The organism is Mycobacterium lepromatosis, from assembly GCF_000975265.2.
In the GTDB taxonomy this organism is placed as follows: domain Bacteria; phylum Actinomycetota; class Actinomycetes; order Mycobacteriales; family Mycobacteriaceae; genus Mycobacterium; species Mycobacterium lepromatosis.
Map to the genome: position 1 here is coordinate 2,707,031 of NZ_CP083405.1, position 16,262 is coordinate 2,723,292.

The 16,262-nt window shown below is 55.8% G+C and carries 13 protein-coding genes and 2 pseudogenes; 8 read left to right on the plus strand and 7 right to left on the minus strand.

The genetic code is table 11. The features are described 5' to 3' along the window. Positions 1-222: 222 nt before the first annotated feature. From MLPF_RS12880 to fadD2, 5 genes and pseudogenes are all read right to left on the minus strand, one after another. Complete coding sequence (locus tag MLPF_RS12880; RefSeq protein WP_193386781.1) at positions 223-405, minus strand: hypothetical protein; 183 nt, start codon at positions 403-405, stop codon at positions 223-225. 497 nt (positions 406-902) lie between these two features. Then, on the minus strand, positions 903-1,088 hold the full coding sequence (locus tag MLPF_RS17970) for a PPE domain-containing protein (protein ID WP_420329662.1): 186 nt from the start codon (positions 1,086-1,088) through the stop codon (positions 903-905). Continuing rightward, positions 1,078-1,302: pseudogene (locus MLPF_RS17975) on the minus strand (PPE domain-containing protein); the annotation flags it as partial. The pseudogene MLPF_RS17975 and the gene MLPF_RS17970, both read right to left, overlap by 11 nt. 120 nt (positions 1,303-1,422) lie before the next feature. Beyond that, positions 1,423-1,545, minus strand: a complete 123-nt coding sequence (locus MLPF_RS15960) for a hypothetical protein (protein ID WP_282435820.1) — start codon at positions 1,543-1,545, stop codon at positions 1,423-1,425. Between the two features lie 1,535 nt (positions 1,546-3,080). Further along, positions 3,081-4,760 carry a long-chain-fatty-acid--CoA ligase FadD2 gene (fadD2, locus tag MLPF_RS12885; RefSeq protein ID WP_045843908.1) on the minus strand — a complete coding sequence of 560 codons (1,680 nt, stop codon included), beginning with the start codon at positions 4,758-4,760 and terminating at the stop codon, positions 3,081-3,083. 1,463 nt (positions 4,761-6,223) lie between these two features. Here fadD2 and MLPF_RS17980 point away from each other — a divergent pair. The 7 genes and pseudogenes from MLPF_RS17980 to MLPF_RS12925 all read left to right on the plus strand — a co-directional run. Then, positions 6,224-7,119, plus strand: a pseudogene (locus tag MLPF_RS17980) (ABC transporter substrate-binding protein); the annotation flags it as partial. Positions 7,120-7,220: 101 nt separating this feature from the next. Beyond that, positions 7,221-7,898: a 5-oxoprolinase subunit B family protein gene (locus MLPF_RS12900; RefSeq protein ID WP_045843905.1), complete on the plus strand. Its 678-nt coding sequence runs from the start codon at positions 7,221-7,223 to the stop codon at positions 7,896-7,898. 20 nt (positions 7,899-7,918) lie between these two features. Then, entirely contained in the window at positions 7,919-8,863 is a 945-nt protein-coding gene (locus tag MLPF_RS12905; protein ID WP_045843906.1) for a 5-oxoprolinase/urea amidolyase family protein, read from the plus strand. A gap of 19 nt (positions 8,864-8,882) precedes the next feature. Then, positions 8,883-9,428 (plus strand): GNAT family N-acetyltransferase, encoded by a 546-nt coding sequence (locus MLPF_RS12910; protein ID WP_045843907.1) that lies wholly within the window; start codon positions 8,883-8,885, stop codon positions 9,426-9,428. A 496-nt stretch (positions 9,429-9,924) separates the two neighbouring features. Continuing rightward, positions 9,925-10,068, plus strand: a complete 144-nt coding sequence (locus MLPF_RS12915) for a hypothetical protein (RefSeq protein ID WP_175266504.1) — start codon at positions 9,925-9,927, stop codon at positions 10,066-10,068. An 886-nt stretch (positions 10,069-10,954) separates the two neighbouring features. Further along, positions 10,955-11,092 (plus strand): hypothetical protein, encoded by a 138-nt coding sequence (locus tag MLPF_RS12920; RefSeq protein WP_156147306.1) that lies wholly within the window; start codon positions 10,955-10,957, stop codon positions 11,090-11,092. Then, complete coding sequence (locus tag MLPF_RS12925; RefSeq protein WP_156147307.1) at positions 11,089-11,256, plus strand: hypothetical protein; 168 nt, start codon at positions 11,089-11,091, stop codon at positions 11,254-11,256. The genes MLPF_RS12920 and MLPF_RS12925 overlap by 4 nt, the downstream gene beginning before the upstream one ends. 852 nt (positions 11,257-12,108) lie before the next feature. Here MLPF_RS12925 and MLPF_RS12930 read toward each other — a convergent pair. After that, a complete protein-coding gene (locus tag MLPF_RS12930; RefSeq protein WP_156146889.1) occupies positions 12,109-12,477 on the minus strand; it encodes a hypothetical protein in 369 nt (122 codons plus the stop codon). Further along, positions 12,419-12,727, minus strand: coding sequence for a hypothetical protein (locus tag MLPF_RS12935; protein WP_050039385.1), 309 nt, complete (start codon positions 12,725-12,727; stop codon positions 12,419-12,421). Before MLPF_RS12935 ends, MLPF_RS12930 begins: the two co-directional genes overlap by 59 nt. Positions 12,728-13,768: 1,041 nt before the next feature. Here MLPF_RS12935 and MLPF_RS12940 point away from each other — a divergent pair. Beyond that, positions 13,769-13,930: a hypothetical protein gene (locus MLPF_RS12940; protein ID WP_156147309.1), complete on the plus strand. Its 162-nt coding sequence runs from the start codon at positions 13,769-13,771 to the stop codon at positions 13,928-13,930. Positions 13,931-16,262 lie beyond the last annotated feature (2,332 nt).

Consider the following 16,262-nt stretch of genomic DNA (forward strand, 5'->3'; position numbering starts at 1 on the left):
CTAACCGTCGAGCCGCTCAGACCCGCTCGCTTCACGACTCAACTCCGATTTTCCGTGGCATTGATCAGGGTTTTATTCATTATCGCGTGACTGTCTTCCACAGCGACGCCACCACTCAAGGCAGTCTACTAAATACGATTATCATTTTCAAAAAATATCCGGTTGGCTTTGGGCCGCCATACCAAGCTGCCGTTGTTCAGCCTGCCATATGCAAGGGCGCCATCACGGTACCGCCGGCCCGCTACCGAATCCATCACCAGCCAGTGTGGCCAATACCGTCGCCACCTGGTCGGCATCACGAGACATGGTGACATGCAAAACCCAGAGATACACGACCGCTGGCCTGAGGCGGCCGACTCGCCCCTGCAAGCAAGCGGGTACCCCCGCGTTGGTGGTGCACCTCAAGCTGGCTCAACCTGAACATCCATCTGCATAAACTTACGTCGCCGTAGTCATGCAACCCGGAAACGGCGTGAACGGGGCGAAAGTGCCGGTGTGGTCGTGCTCGAGCGGCTCTCGGACGCACAACGAGCGCAAGCACCTGCCTTTTGGGAGCAAACGCCCAGTAAAGCTCGTTCGGTACAAGTTCTAAATATATTGGGCTGTAACTGCGCTATCGCCCCGGAGGAATGCTGCGGAAATTCCCAGTACATCTCTCCACAAGGTTTTAGGAACCTCCAGGAATCGATTCGTTTACCTACTCGGCCCATATGGGTTGCCGGGGTCATTGTCGACGATGTCTTGATCATCCCCTTAGCGACTGCTGTCGGAGCTGACCGACTTTTTCGATTTGCAGCGCCGGCTAGGTCTGTGGTGCTCATGCCACCGCCATGTTCAAGGCCGCCTGATGGGTGACCATCGTGGTGGTCGCCTGGATCTACAGCCGCATGTGATTGTCCTGACTATAATAGCGACTTAGACTTAGGTATAACGTTAAGCACTAAGAAGAAATTTGTAGCCATCAACACCGCATCAATCGCATGGTTGGCGGTCACCTCCATCAAGATCGGCATCGCCTTCAGCACCATGGTGTACACAGCGACCGCGATCTCCCGGAATACTACACATTCGCGCGCTGTTGATGCCAGCCTGCGTCAGCCATGCCGCATACAGGGCATGTTCAGCCGCATAATTAAATACTACTCGGCGATTGCAGCCTTCCCACCCAGCAACCCGCGCCGCCGCTACGATCGCAATGAACTCGTCTGCAGCCGAAATATATTCAGCACTCAGCAAACGCCAACCGTTGGTGCCAACTAACAAGCCAGCTGAACCGAAACCGCTGTTCAATAAAACACACATACGCAGAAATTACCGTTGACCCTGAACAGGTCGCCGCCGCATTATAAACTGCCTCTTTCGCGATTAACAAATCTAGCCAAAATGATTAAATTGATCCCTTACAGGGTTGAGATTCCGTGCCTAGGTGGCCGCGTTCAAGGTGATGCCAAGCAAGGCAGCGATTGCCGAAGCTGGGTCGATGTTGCTGTGTCTACCCAAGCCGTCAGACCGGGTGGAGTAAGTCGTCATTTCCCAGGAGTTCACCTCCGTACATCTTAAACGGCCGCCTATTGGTATCGCGACGTGGATCATTCGTCTATCGGAGGTACAGCTCAACATCATCGCTGAGCGGCTGCTGGAGTTTAGAGTTACCTCACAACCTGCAACGACGTTCGGGCGCTGGAGGCTTGTGGCCGCACTGAAGCGGCCACAAGGATCTGGCATCTCAGCAGGGCTAATCGTACTACGCTGGCGGCAGCCCGGTGGTAACAATGAACCATTGTTGGTGCTTCCAAGTGCCCGCCGTGCCATCCAGGATCCCACTAGTCGTTAGGAACCCACCAGTTCATTAGGGGGGAGACACGGGCCTATGGCAGTGCCGTTCTGCCGGTCGGCCAGGTTAACGGCGAGCACATCTTAGGTAACGATGTCTGCCGATGCGACGGTAGGTCCCTCGGCAGTCGAAGTAAGAGCAGCACTGAACAGCGCTCCGGGCAATACGCCCGTGCCCACCGCACCAGCTGCTGCCTTACGGACTGAAAGGAGTGAAATCAAACAGGTGCCAATTCCCCTTCCACAAGGTGAAGTAGATGCAAAAACAAAAAGAAATGCAAAAACTAAACTAAACTAAACTAAACTAAACTAATTAGCGCTGTTAACTTTTATGCAAAATCTGTACCTATGGAATTGTTAAAACCTATTCCTCAATATGATTATAGTCGATAGTACACGATATATATATATATATATCGTGTACTATCGAGATTTTCTATTAACGCTAATAGCAGAAGGATTTCCTTAAGATATTAGCTGGAGGAAGATTTGAATAGTTTTAACAGTTAACAGTACTTTAGAATAACTGTTTACTAGTCCACGGAGCTAGATAGCTACATGGAACTTTGCATGTTTACTTATACTTTCCTGATTGAGATTGAATAAAATTTCCTACTGCGCCAGGAACACCACATTACCATCAAGGTGTAGCAAAGTTTAAAATAAGTAGGCTTTGTTCACGTACAGCTGCGACGGCTTTCGCTTCGTCGATCCGGGAGCCTGTCAAGCATGGGCAGCCCCCGGTGCCTGCACCTCAAAAGTTCCGGTAACGATGATATCGATAGAGAAAATGCTCAACAAAACACATACTGACACCCAGATTTACTGACTTGCACCCCCGAGGGGGTCGTCGCAATGAGTGTCGTACCCGGTCAACGAACCCAATGTCCCCAATATCAAAGGGTTCCGTGCGCACCCAAGGATCGCCAAGCTATCCAGACCCGGAGAGACAGGACCGACCCAGCTGTCGTCATTTGTGAGAACGCGGACAAGCGACCGCTCAATCAACACGCGGGCAGCGAACACGACAAACTGTTGATCTTTCCACCCACGACACACCGAGCTACTCGACCTCTGGCAAGCAACAAGCCGCCGACCGCCTCGGCGTCACTCGACCACCGGACGCCAGCACTAGCAGCGCACTGATCGAGCACTCCTGACCGACCCCGAGCTCTTCCCCTAAGGCAGACCGCAACCACTCAGGGCCAACCGGTAACCGTAGGGAGGATCAACCCCCGAGATTGCCGTTAATGAACCTCGAAATCACGCAACTCGCGCTTGAGGACCTTGCCGGTGGGATTACGAGGTAGCTCTTCGAGGAAGATCACTTCTCGCGGCACCTTGTAGCGGGCCAAGTGGTCACGAACGTAAGTTTTGATCGCGTCCTCGTCAATAGTGGCGTCCTGCTTCTTTACCACGAAGGCACGCAGCCGAGCGCCCCATTCCTTGTCGTCTACACCGACTGCGGTAGCCTCTACCACTTCTGGATGCCCGCTGATCAGATCCTCCACTTCGGCAGGGAACACGTTCTCACCGCCAGAAACGATCATCTCATCGTCACGACCACTGACATACAGTAAGTCATGCTCGTCGAAGTAGCCGACGTCGCCCGACGATAAGAGACCATCGATAATCTGCTTGCCACCACCGCCAGTGTAACCCTCGAATGGGAAGGCGTTCCCTACGAAGATCCGACCAACTTGGCCCTGCGGCACTTCTTTACCGCTATCGTCAAGGATCTTAACCGTGACACCCTTAACTACCGGACCAACTGTAGCCGAGTTGATTTGCAGGTCTTTGGGTCCTGCTATAGTCGCGAACGCAACCTCAGTCGAACCATACATGTTGTAGATGACAGGGCCAAGTTTGTTGAGCGCGCGGGTGGCTAGTTCGGCGCCTAGCTGCGATCCAGATACGAACACGACCCGCAAGCTGGACAGATCGGACTTGGTCTCCATATTCTCGAGTGTGTCGAGGATCCGCGAAAGCATAACCGGAACCACAACCATGGCTGTTGCCTGATATTTTTCGATGTCTTCGAGCACTGTCGCGGGCTTGAACCGGCGCCGCAGCACCAGCGTCGACCCCAGGAACATCGCAAGCGTGGCGTGCAAATAACCCAGAGCGTGGAACATCGGCGCCGGCAGCAACGTCACCTCGTGTGCCCTGAACGGAACCTTCGACAAGATGCCGCCGAGTGGCGCAAGTGTTGCGGGGGTATTGCGGTTGGCTCCCTTAGGGGTGCCGGTCGTCCCGCTGGTCAGGAGGATGATCGAGGCGCGCTTACGTACCTTCGGGGCTGGCGCGCTGCTGCTGCGCGCGATTAACTCTGCTAACGTCTCGTCGGTGCTGCCCGACGGCTCCTCTTCGTCGGGGTTAACGCCGAGAGCCCGCAACTTGCCCAACGACGGCTCGGCTTTGCTGACGGCTTTGGTGTATTCGTCGTCGTAGATGATCACCTTAGCTCCCTCACGCTCCGACACCTCTTTGATTTGCGGTCCAGAGAATTCGCTATTGAGCAAAATAATGCGGGCGCCCACTCTCGCACAGCCGTAGTTCGCGATCACGAACCAGCGGTGGTTGCGCGCCAGGATGGCGATGCCGTCCCCACCGCGGACCCCCTTGGCAATTAGCCCATTGGCCAACGCGTGGGCTGCCCTGTCTAGCTCCTTGTAGGTTAGTGTCCCCTCTTCGTCGATAAGTGCCGCACGGTGTGGAGAGCGCCTAGCCGGCATCGCCGGCAGCATGGCAAGGTCGCCCCACTTTCTCATACCAACAGCCATCGCGGCGTATGTCAGCGGCGGCTCGAACCCGAGCGCACCCGATTCGAAGATGCTGCGCAGGTAATGTGTCTCGGAAGCCCCACGCTCAAGGTAGTGCCGAAGCTTGGTCACGGTCTGCCCGAGCAGGCTAGAAAGGTTAGGCATGAGCACACAATAGCGTGAGAAGATTATACCACAACTATGCCAGTAGCGGCAAAAGAATCAGGAATTACCAATGAATTGCCATGACCGGTCCAGTGTCTATGGAAGTGACCAGACACCAGAGTGCCATCATGCATCCGGACAAAATCATCTTCGACCGGCGAGGCGCCAACAAGGCCTTACACCAAGCTTGACTTAATGCAACTACGTACCTGGCTATCGCCGACGGCGCGCTGCGCAGTGTGGCAGATCGACCGAATGATCCTGCAACACCTCGTCAAGGGACATCTCCGCAGAGGCGGTTATCTAAGATCTAGATTGAGTTGCGCTCAACACACCGACCGGACTGGGTCTACGTTGCCGAACCGCACTACACGTCGGGTACTTCAGCTATCAAGGCCAACATACAAGACACATGGCGGCCTGGCCTAGGTAGTCTAACCCGGGTTGGTGTCGATCTCGATCCGCATCCGGTGTTGGCCTAAGACCTCGATCATCCCGACGAGGAAGGCACCGACCTGAATCACGCGCTCGCGCTGGTAGCACGTTAGGTGCTGGAGAACTACGGCCTGAGGCATTGCCGAAGACTTGCAGGTCGCAAAGATTTCATCTCTATACCCGAATCACCCCGTGGTGACAGTTCGCCACAGATATGGCTCGCCGCTCAGACCGTTGCTCGCGCAGTCGAGCGGCGAGTACCTGATGCCGCCACTAGCAGCTGGTGGAAAGAATAACCGCAGGAGATTCGTCGACTTCAACCAGAACACCAAAGACCGCACTGTCACGTCGGCTTACTCTGCGTGAGGTTACCCCAGATGCCCGGGTATCGACGCCGTTGCATTGGGACGAGGTAGCCGAATTGCAAGCACAAGACGTGCACCAACGACACCGAGCCTAATCAATTCGCCGAAATCGGTTACCCGTTGGCAGGTATTAAACAGGTATTAAATACGCGCTTGAGTACGTGACCGACTGTCGATGCTGGTCGAAGAAATGGTCCCCATTCTCAAAAAGCAAGTACCCAAAGCGTATGGCCCACTGCCGGCCCTGACAGCGGCCTGCGCCAATTCCCGATATCGCTTGTCGAGACAGCCCGCACCAAGACCAAGGATGAGGCAATGGGGTGGCGTGCGCGACACCCGACACGGTGAACGGCACGGAAATCCTATCCAGCGCGGTGATCACTTCGGAATGGGCGATCGCATCGCCGACCGGTAGTCTCACCACGCTACAACCAGCCGATATCCTAGTCGACGGCATGTGTGGGCCAAGTTTGTCCAGTATCGGATCAGGATCAAACTGCAGTATGTGCCGATCGACCAACACCCACTTCATGACGAGCTGATCACCGATTACAACCCGTGGCACGGCTACAAGCCGAAAGCATTGCGGAACCACGAAGCGGGACAAAAATGATTTCGTGATAGTAGCGCCGCTTGTCGGTGCAGATACAAGCCCGTCACGCGATACAAAATGGATGGGATCGGCGCGAGTTCCTGCAGCTAGTCGGGGCCACAGGGTTGCTGGGCTCTGGCGGTTGTTCGTCACCCAAACGGCCGCCGGAAACCCCTGACGGCGGAGTGGTAACAATCACCCAACTTTTCGATCAACCCTTCATCACGGAAACACATAAGCGAGTTGTTCGTGCCGGTTACACTGAGCAAGACAACCTGCTCGCAGTGGGTACAGCGCCAATCGCGGTAACCAACTGGTTCGGCGATCAGCCGTTCGCAGTGTGGCAGTGGGCCCAACCCAAACTCGGTGCAGCGCAACCCGTGGGGTTGAACCTGAACAACGGTATTCCATTCGACCAAATCGCTATACTAAAACCCGACCTGATCTTGGAGATCAATGCCGGCGTGGACGTCTATAACGTATCAAAAAGCTGTCGGCGATCGGACCGACCGTCCTGAAACCGAATGGCGACGCGTTCTTCAAGCCGTTATAAGGATATAAGGCCACTGCGACCAGCCAAGCGGTGATGCGGGTCCCGCCGACGGCAAACACTATGGTCGCACCCATAGCGGGCTGGCAGACAAACTTCCTCGACGAGATGGGTTTGGCAATCGCCGAACAACATCAAATAAAACCGTTCAGCGACGATCACCGCACAGTCATCCCACGCGGTCACATCAAAGCTATGCTCGATTCCGCTAACGTGACGATCTGGTTGACCGAAGGCCCGAATAACCAAAAGCTACTGTCAGCCGACCCCGATGCAGCAGCATCGCAAGCAACCTAACAAAATCTTCACATTTCACCGCCAAATACCAGGACGGCGCGACCGCCTTTTCGTCGACACCGAGCTACCCGATAGTCACCAAACCAACTGCCTGCACAAACCGGTAAGATCCTGAGTTACACCCGGCTAAAATTACCTGTCTTTGAGCGTTTCGTGAGGCACCTCTGGCAATGCTCCAAAATCCCTCCCCGCTACCCTTATTCCGACGTTACCGTCAAAGCATGAGTGTTATAGACACGGCAAGCGACCATGCGCAGTACCTGCCTGAAGGCTTAGTTGTGGGCGCTAACATTCTCCACTACGGCGATCAAGCTCTGATGCTGCAATGCGGCAGCACCTCTGATGTCCTGGCGTGGGCAGATGCGTTACGTGCGGCGGCACTACCCGGTGTGGTCGACATCGTCCCAGGCGCCCGCACCGTGTTGGTGAAACTCGGCGGACCCCACGACCAAAGGGTCACCCTTCAGCGGCTACGTAAGCTGCGGGTCACCCCGGAGGCGACTGCGCCGACTGACCGTGGCGCCAACGTGGTGATCGACGTCGTCTACGACGGCCCGGACCTCGCCGAGGTTGCCAACATTACCGGACTGACGGTAGCGCAGATCATCACCGCCCATACCAGTACTCCGTGGCGAGCCGGATTCAATGGCTTCGCCCCAGGTTTCGTATATCTGGTCGACGGCGATCCACGACTGCGAGTGCCGCGCCGACGTGATCCGCGGACCTCGGTGCCGCCTGGTTCGGTCGCCCTCGCCGACGAATTCAGCGCGATATATCCACGCCAGTCTCCTGGCGGTTGGCAACTCATCGGCCACACCGACACGGTACTGTGGGACACCAACCTGCCCAATCCCGCATTGCTGACGCAGGGCATGTGGGTGCGGTTCCGCGCCGCATAACAGGACCGTAGCGAACTACCATGACAAACCCGCCAATCAAGTTGGAGATCCTGCGTAGTGGCCCGTTTGCAGTCGTGCAGGACCTCGGCCGAGTCGGGCTGGCCCACCTCGGCGTCGGTCGGTCCGGAGCCGCCGACCGCGGCTCGCACAAGCTGGCCAACCGATTGGTCGCCAACCCCGACGACCGTGCCACAGTCGAAGTGACTTTCGGTGGTTTCTCAGCTCGAGTGTGCGGCGGCAACGTCGATGTCGCAGTCACGGGCGCCGACGCCAACCCAACGGCTAACGGTATTGTGTTTGGCACCAACAGCATGCAACATATCCGCGACGGGCAAGTGATCTCGCTGGGTACCCCGCATGCTGGACTGCGGACGTATCTAGCAGTGCGTGGTGGCATCTGCGTCACCCCAGTGCTGGGTTCACGTAGCTACGACGTTTTGTCCGCAATCGGCCCGGCGCCACTACGAGCCGGTGACGAGTTGCCGGTTGGCGACCACACCGACGACTACCCCGAACTCGAACACGCCCCCGTGGCTGCCATTACAGGCAATCCGGTTGAGCTGCTGGTCATACCCGGGCCGCACCACGATTGGTTCATCGATCCCGACGTCCTAGTTCATACCGACTGGGTGGCCTCCGACCGCAGCGACCGGGTAGGGATGCGGTTACTCGGCCGCCCTTTGTTGTACCGATACCCGGACCGTCAACTCCCCAGCGAAGGCACCACCCGAGGAGCAATCCAATTGCCGCCCAACGGGTTACCAGTGATCCTGGGGCCCGATCACCCGGTCACTGGCGGCTACCCAGTTACGGGCGTGGTTATCGATGAGGACATCGACAAGCTCGCTCAGGTGCGGCCTGGCCAGCAAGTGCGTCTACATTGGGCACGGACCTCTGTTGTCGCCACCGGAACAGCTACGCTCCGGTCCTCGAGACTGACCGTTCTAGTAACACCAACCCGGTAGAAAAGCCTGGTAAACAACTGTGGACGCCCACGTACACACCGCACGCCTGGTCCATACCGCCGATCTCGACGGCAAGACGCTCCAGCACATCCAGCAGATGGTCACCGACGCCTTCGCCGGCGACTTCGACAAGACTGACTGGGAACACGCACTGGGCGGGATGCACGCCCTGATCTGGCGACACGGCGCAGTCATCGCGCACGCCGCGGTCGTTCAGCGGCGACTATTTTACCGCGACAACGCGTTGCGTTGCGGTTACCTCGAAGGTGTCGCGGTACGGGAGGACTGCCGGGGCCACGGACTTGTACATGCGCTGCTAGACGCTGTCGAACAAGTGATGCGCGGCGCCTACCAACTCGGTGCCTTGAGTTCCTCGGACCGAGCCCGTCGAGTGTATGTGTCGCGTGGCTGGTTGCCATGGCTCGGCCCGACGTCAGTGCTAGCTCCTACTGGTGTGACCCGTACGCCCGATGACGACGGATCGGTATTTGTCCTACCGGTCAGCATCAACCCGGACACCTCCGTGGAGCTGATGTGCGACTGGCGCACAGGCAACGTGTGGTAGCTTGAATAGCAAATATATTTTGACAGCCATGGCCGCTTCCGTATACAGACCCCCGCCGCTCATCTCCGAAATGTTCGAGCGAATTTACCGTGGCGAACTGGGTTAGCGAAGATCGAGCCACCTGGCTCGTTGTGTCCTGGAATAGTCCACCAGCCTCAGGGAACACTGATGGAACTAGAGGCCCTCGGGAGCATTTCGCGGTGCAGTTCCCGATATCGGTTGCGATCTTGGCGAGAGCTCCATTTTCCTTGCTAATTAAGGATATTCGGTTATAAGGCCAGATAGCTCGCCCACCGCAATCAAATAGTTTCCGGAGCCATGTGGCAAAGATCAGCGTCACGATCGACGTCGCCGTCACCTGGGCGCAAACAACCTCACTGGCTACGACGGGCGCTTCAACGCCGTGGTGAACAACGCAATGTCTCATTTCCTTGAGTGAGCACTTAGGAAAAATAATAATTATATAATGCCGTCGTGCACCGTGCAACCTAACCCGATGCGCACTAACATCTGTTCTGTTTCTCTGAGCAGTAACGTCAAAGGCATCGGCGCGCTGATAAACGCGGTGCACGAATCCAACGTTCGTGAAACGCTGGCCACCAACAGCTGGCGAATCGACTTCCTCGGGCCCGCAACATAGCCTGTCGAACTTCAGGAAATTCTTCGATGCCAATTTACCAGGGGACGCAGGAACAAGTAGTTGGGCAGGTGCGCGACGTTCGATACCACATCGCAACCATTTTCATTACTACTCAATTCCGACTCGGTACACCTACCGATGATGACGTTACACGTCACGGGAATGGACTAACACACGCACCTCACTCGGAGTAATAACCTGGCCTGTCCTCCGCTCACTGCGTGAGGATTGCGGCGGTGAGCCGAAAATCACACACTGAGGTTACTGGCGGGCAACTTCCAGGCAACAAATGGCTTCTAGCGTGATCACTAGCAAGGCCACGATAGGAACCACGGAGAATGTCTACAGACCATTCATACCTACTATCAGATTGGTACCTCGAAAACAATGCGGCCTAAGAGGCTGACAACCAAAGCATAGCCTGTCGCCACTTGATCTGGTTGATCGTCGCCGATCATATCGAGTTCTCTACCTGGTCTATCCGGTCAAGTGATGATGCTGTTCATGCCCACGTCCGTGGATAGCCTTTAGACAAGCTAGAAGTTCCTGCTAAGCGCCACCGCGACGTTGGTCGGAAGATGTCTGCGATTCCCCTACATATTTGCCACCGCAAGGTTCGGCGGGCTTAACTGGACCATATCTTCGCGGTGTTGTTGTTGATCCCTACCATTAGCACACGCTTACTACAGCACACGCCTACTACTGCTAGCCAATCCCAGTCTGCCGCTGTGGCCGTACTTAGTGTGCGGCCTTTGCCGGCTTCAGTGGGAGCAACTGCGCCTCATCCATGACGAACATCAACGCGTTTTCCGCAGCGACTAACGGGCTGAGCACTGACTCGCAACGCCGACGGCGGTAACCTGGAGGTACCGGTGATCTAGCTCTGGTGGGCCTGCCGGTGATCGCGACGGTGGGTGACCAACAGCCCTACTGGGTGTGTACGGTATGGCTAGTGCTGCTGGAGGTCACCGTAATCAACACAGCGCGCTGCATGGAAAACTTGATTAATACCGCATCGCGATGAGCACCTTGCTGGCTGTGCTCTCTGGGCCGCATATCTGGGTGATCCTGCTGATCTACATCGGCGCCGTCGCCACCTTATGTCGGGCTCTCGTTCGCATTTGGCCCAGTGCTGCAGATACACGCATTGCCGACAGTCAAAGCACGGCGCAGCGTTCACCGCATTAGGAACAAATCACTTTTCTGGCTCCAACTCTCGGTCTAAATATCCAACGTCTACGGCAACCATATCGTTAACCGCGCCGGGGGTGGGCTGATCATCCTCTACGCCTCCTGCACAAGTAGACTGGACTCGGTAATACTTTCCAGCGCAATAAATTTTCATTTTCTACACCGGCGGTATCCACACACTGCCGGCATGATGATTCGGTTACTTAACCAAATTCTCCACACTATTCATCTTGTCCAGTGGCGATAATAGCTCGATATATAAGACGGTTCCATAGATTTTCGAGGCACGCAGGCGCCGACATCCGCACGTTCTTCAATGGCGTTATTAACTAGCTGTCAACTGATACTTGCGTATCGCGTGTGAAAAATTCAGTTCCTGAGGTAGCAGTGTGCACAATCTTCATCCATCCTCGTTTGCTAAGCCCCCGATCTGGGGCGCCGCGGCGTATGCAATCCGCGTGACACAAACAGCACCCACGCTCTTTCAACGCTAATGGCAACTTTGATGGTCACCCGCTCTGCCTCGCCTTCAACGAGGCCCACTACGTCACAGGCACTACCCAGCTGTTCGACGCCGGTGCGCGTCGACGCGTGGTACGCCCCCTAGTGCGAACCTGTCCTGACTAGCAGGAAAATGACTAGGGCTAGTGGTTAGGCGAAAGCGACCCGGCGGAATTGGGTGTCGTTTTGCAGAGTGCGTATGGGGCAGGACAGGGCTAATGGTAACCCGGTAGCCTATCTCAGCTTTTGACTAGGCGGTGGGAGTGGTAATCGCAAGTTTGGCGACTTCGGCCTCGCCGAGTACACCTTATCAGATATGGGTTGCTCTTGCTGGTCTTGTCAGCGCCGCTAACCGGCCCGGACGAAATTGTCCGTAAGCATAGCCTTGACCCATGAGACTAGGCGTTCACGTCTGGTTAAGCGGTTCATGTCAGTGTCGACCTCAGTCAGGATGTTTTGCGCACTGCTAACGCTAATACTCAAAAATTCCGTGAGATGCTCAACGGTGCTGATAACGCATTCTGCAACGATAGCGGGGTCGACCAGAATCGGTTTGGCGCCGCCAGTGTTGGGATCGGGAGTGATGTCGGTACCTGTGCTGGCTCCGTGCGCATCGGCGCCGGTGCGGTGATCGATGGCCCGGGTGTCGGCGGGTAGCTCAACAATCAGGCCCTCGATCATGTCCCGTGTGGACAGCGTGATCAGGGTTGAGGCCACCGACGATATTCTGACCAGCGCGTCCTCGAACAGTTTTTTCTAGCCGCTGCCAATAGCAAGTGTAGTCGCGGGTCAAATCCACCCACAGGCGGGTGTAGTAGAGAAGCAGCGGATAGAACTTGGCCGATGGCACGAAAACTGATCCCAGCAGACCCTTCTCGGTCAGCTTGGCCAACCACACCGCATCTAGCTTATCAGTCCTGTTCCAGCCCAGCACATTCTCCACATCCCGGGTCTTGACCAGCTGCACCGGACAGCCACGCCACCCCTAGCAGGTAGTACCAGATCCGCCAGTAGCCCGCGGTGGACTCGACGGTAACTTTCTCGATGCCGGCCTCGATGAGCTGCTGGGCCAACTCGACTATGGCCGACTATGGCCCCGGTGCGTGCGGGCACGTCTCACACACGGCTGAACCGTCGCCCCGATTTGGTCGATCACTATTCGTGTTCGGCTTCAGGAATCTCTCTCCCCCGGACCCGACACTACCGCAAGCTTCTGGCTTGTTCCTGCGTTGTGCTGCCACTTGGCTTGCTTTCCAATTGAATCCATCCCACTACATAGTGGATAGATCGTCCAAAGTCCTCATTCAAGAGAAGCAAAATTCTGACCGGCATGCTCGAAGCAGTAGTACGTGGCCCTTCCACAGGTCGGACCCCGACGTCAAGCTTGGCTACAGACTCACCAGCCCATAACCAGATCAGCGTCGACGAGCGACTCGACCACATGTTCACACTGACTAGACGTCCCACAAGAACAACAAAACTTGGCCCAAATTAGTACACACCGTAGGTGCAGATCTTGATAAGCGCGTCCTGGAGGTCGTCAGGTAACAGATCAGCAAGGGGGGAGGAGTGTCAGCTTTGTTAGCCAGTTGACCCTCCTGGAAAGTACCTCTTTGGTATGCCTTAATGCCGTCTTGGTTGAAACAACTTAGGCTGGGCGGTCGATGGGCGCGAAGCGAAACGTAACCTACTGTGATCGCCGCCGGGTCGTGTCGTCACAAAGGCTTAGATGTTGCGCAACGACCTGCTTTGACAAACCGATGAGATCGGTAACAACAAGATCGCCCGCCGCAATTTGTTTTGCACAATGGTGGTGGAAGGCAGCCCCTACTCTTCGGGAATTGCCCCCTTTGGGGGCCGTACCCGGACCACGTTCTCGGCATTCGTGTTTGCTTATCCCGACGTTAGGCAGCATCGTGCTGCTGACCAGTCTCTGGCGTGCCGCTGTGACCGTACGTGCTGTATGCGGCGCTGAGGGGCAACACAACTACGCGGCACGCTGGTCAACGTGAACGCCTTCGACCCTGAGCTGCTCAAGAGCGCAGCGTTAGCCACCAATGCCGCCGACGGTAACCTTGAGGTGCCAGTCATCCAGCTAGTCAGCTTGCTGGTATTCGCCACCGCGGGCCACCAATTACTGAGTGTGGCGGGGTCTACCTGGTTTTCCTAGCTATCGCCAGCGTCACGGCAACATTGTTCATGAACAACCCAGATACCGGCGCTCAATCCTGCTAAAACGCCATATCTATGTGATTTGTCTACTCTAGATCTACCTATTCAACTCCTGGATCGTCTTCAGCCAGGTGTTGCAGTTCAACTTCATGACCAGTGGGAAACTGCCAAGCATGACTCCCCTTCGTACCGAAGATATATCGTCTTGAAGGTGGTGGTGGTGGTGGTGGAACGGCGAAGTGTCGATCGAGAGTTCTGTGAGAGCGCGGTCTCGTATCGTTCGGGATATGAGTAAGCCGATCGTTCAGGTGGCTTGGGAGCTGGGGCTGCATGAAGACACGCTGGGCTTTGTGGGCGAATCTGGACCGGCGTGCTCGAGACCGGTGAGGGCCCGTTGAAACAGAGCGAACGCGAGGAGCTTAACCGGCTGCGCAAAAAGAAACGCCGAATTGGCGATAAAGCGCGATGTACTCAAGCACTCGGCGGCCTTCTGGGTCAAGGAAGCGATGCAGCAGTGAGCCTGGCAGCGCCGAGTCCTACCCAGAGAAGGTGCGGCACGGTATCCCGCAGTGGTGTCATACTGGACAGTGGGCGCGGCACAAGCGTAGTTTCACAAGTGGACTCATGGGGGTGGCTTACCGCGTATCACTACCGATCTGTGGACAATGGGCTAGCGGGTCGCCTCCAACACCGTGGCAGTGATGATGTGCGAGCAGGGTTTGGCAGTTCGACGCACACACTGCCGGCGCGGCACCACCAAGCTGAAATAAATCGGCATGTAGAGCATCGGACTTGCTACGCCGGGACTTCACTCCGCGTGAGGAGCCGAACGTGGCGTGAATGGCTGAGTCTGACCAGGATTTCGGTCGATGAAGGCAAACTACACCTGGCCTCGGTGCTGAATCTGCATCACGGCGAGTGCCCAATTTTGCCATAGACATCCACCACAACGCCGCGTTGGCGCAAGCAACGTGGTGTATGGCCATCGCGGTTCCCGGTGGGTCGGTGGCCAGGGTGATTTTCCACACCGATCAAAGCGGTGTCACGCAGTCGATGGGGCGTGCCAGGTCTGCTTTTAACAATGCTGTCGGAGAATCTTTTAACTCTACCATTGAATGGGAATGAGTGCTTAACAACCACTTCTATAACCGGTAAGAAAATGTTACACTTAGTTGTCGGCTGGACCAAACAGATTAACAGGCCACATAGCCATTCCACCAACGGCATGCTCAGTCCGATCGACTACGAACACATCTGCAAACAGCCGAACAACGCGACATCCGACCCACGAGCGAGCGGCATGAGCCCAGATGGAGGCGGCTACGTCGCTGCTGTTCTTCTCGCCCAGCACCGCGCAGGAGTCACTGGCAAGCACAGAGCCCTGCCCGCCCGAATAGCGAAGCTCTCGGCTTCACATCAAGAATCAACCTCCCTACAAAAAATTCTACAGTTTCAGGGGGATTGGCGACGCAGCGCTACATACCGCACAGATCGCCTTACGTCGTAACGCTAGCGGGGTATTTGTCACGGATCTAGGGTGAAAAGCTAACCGATCGTATGGACAGTAGCCGCGTCACCCTGGGCAACAGGAGGTACGTCAAGAACCAGGCTGCTGTTCAACAGCAGCACCTTTGACGATCACAGGGCAGCCGCTGGCGTGTCCATACTGCTCAACTCCGGCGTCGGTTTCCTGAGACTGTTCATTTTATTCGGGATTGGAAATGGGTAGGTCTTTAAAATGACTCCGCCGAACTTCGAGGGTGGCGAGCTGTTTCGATGAGCAGTGCACTCGGCGGCATGAGAATCAACTTAGTACTTCGTTAGTGCTAGTTTAGGAGCGGCACCGAGACGGTGGTGTATTAGGATATTCCTGGGCTGTTAAGTTGTGGCAGCGCTTCTGACTTGAACGTTAAATGTCCGTCGAACTCCTCGGCCTACGGTGTCTCGAAGGGTGAGCCCCCTGCTTAACTTGATCACATGTGATCACTGCCGCGGCATGAAGCAATGTGTCAGCAATCGCTCGGTAACACGAACGAAACTTCCTAGGAAGACATAGGTCTTAAGGTCCAGCCAGATTTAGCGCCACTGACCGGCGATTGGATTGTAGGACGCCGGCCAACTGCGCTGAGAAACTATGTGCGTTATTGCGCAACCAAAAAACAGATGTCTAGCTTACCCCGGCTATCACCATAATCGCACTGCCTGATTATGGTGAAATACATTGCAAAAAATTTAATTTTAAGTGAAAACCGCCCTATATCATAGGTAGAGCACGCTGGTATCAGCTTTAGCAGCTAAGTAACGACTGCTGAGAGCTAACAAACCCACTG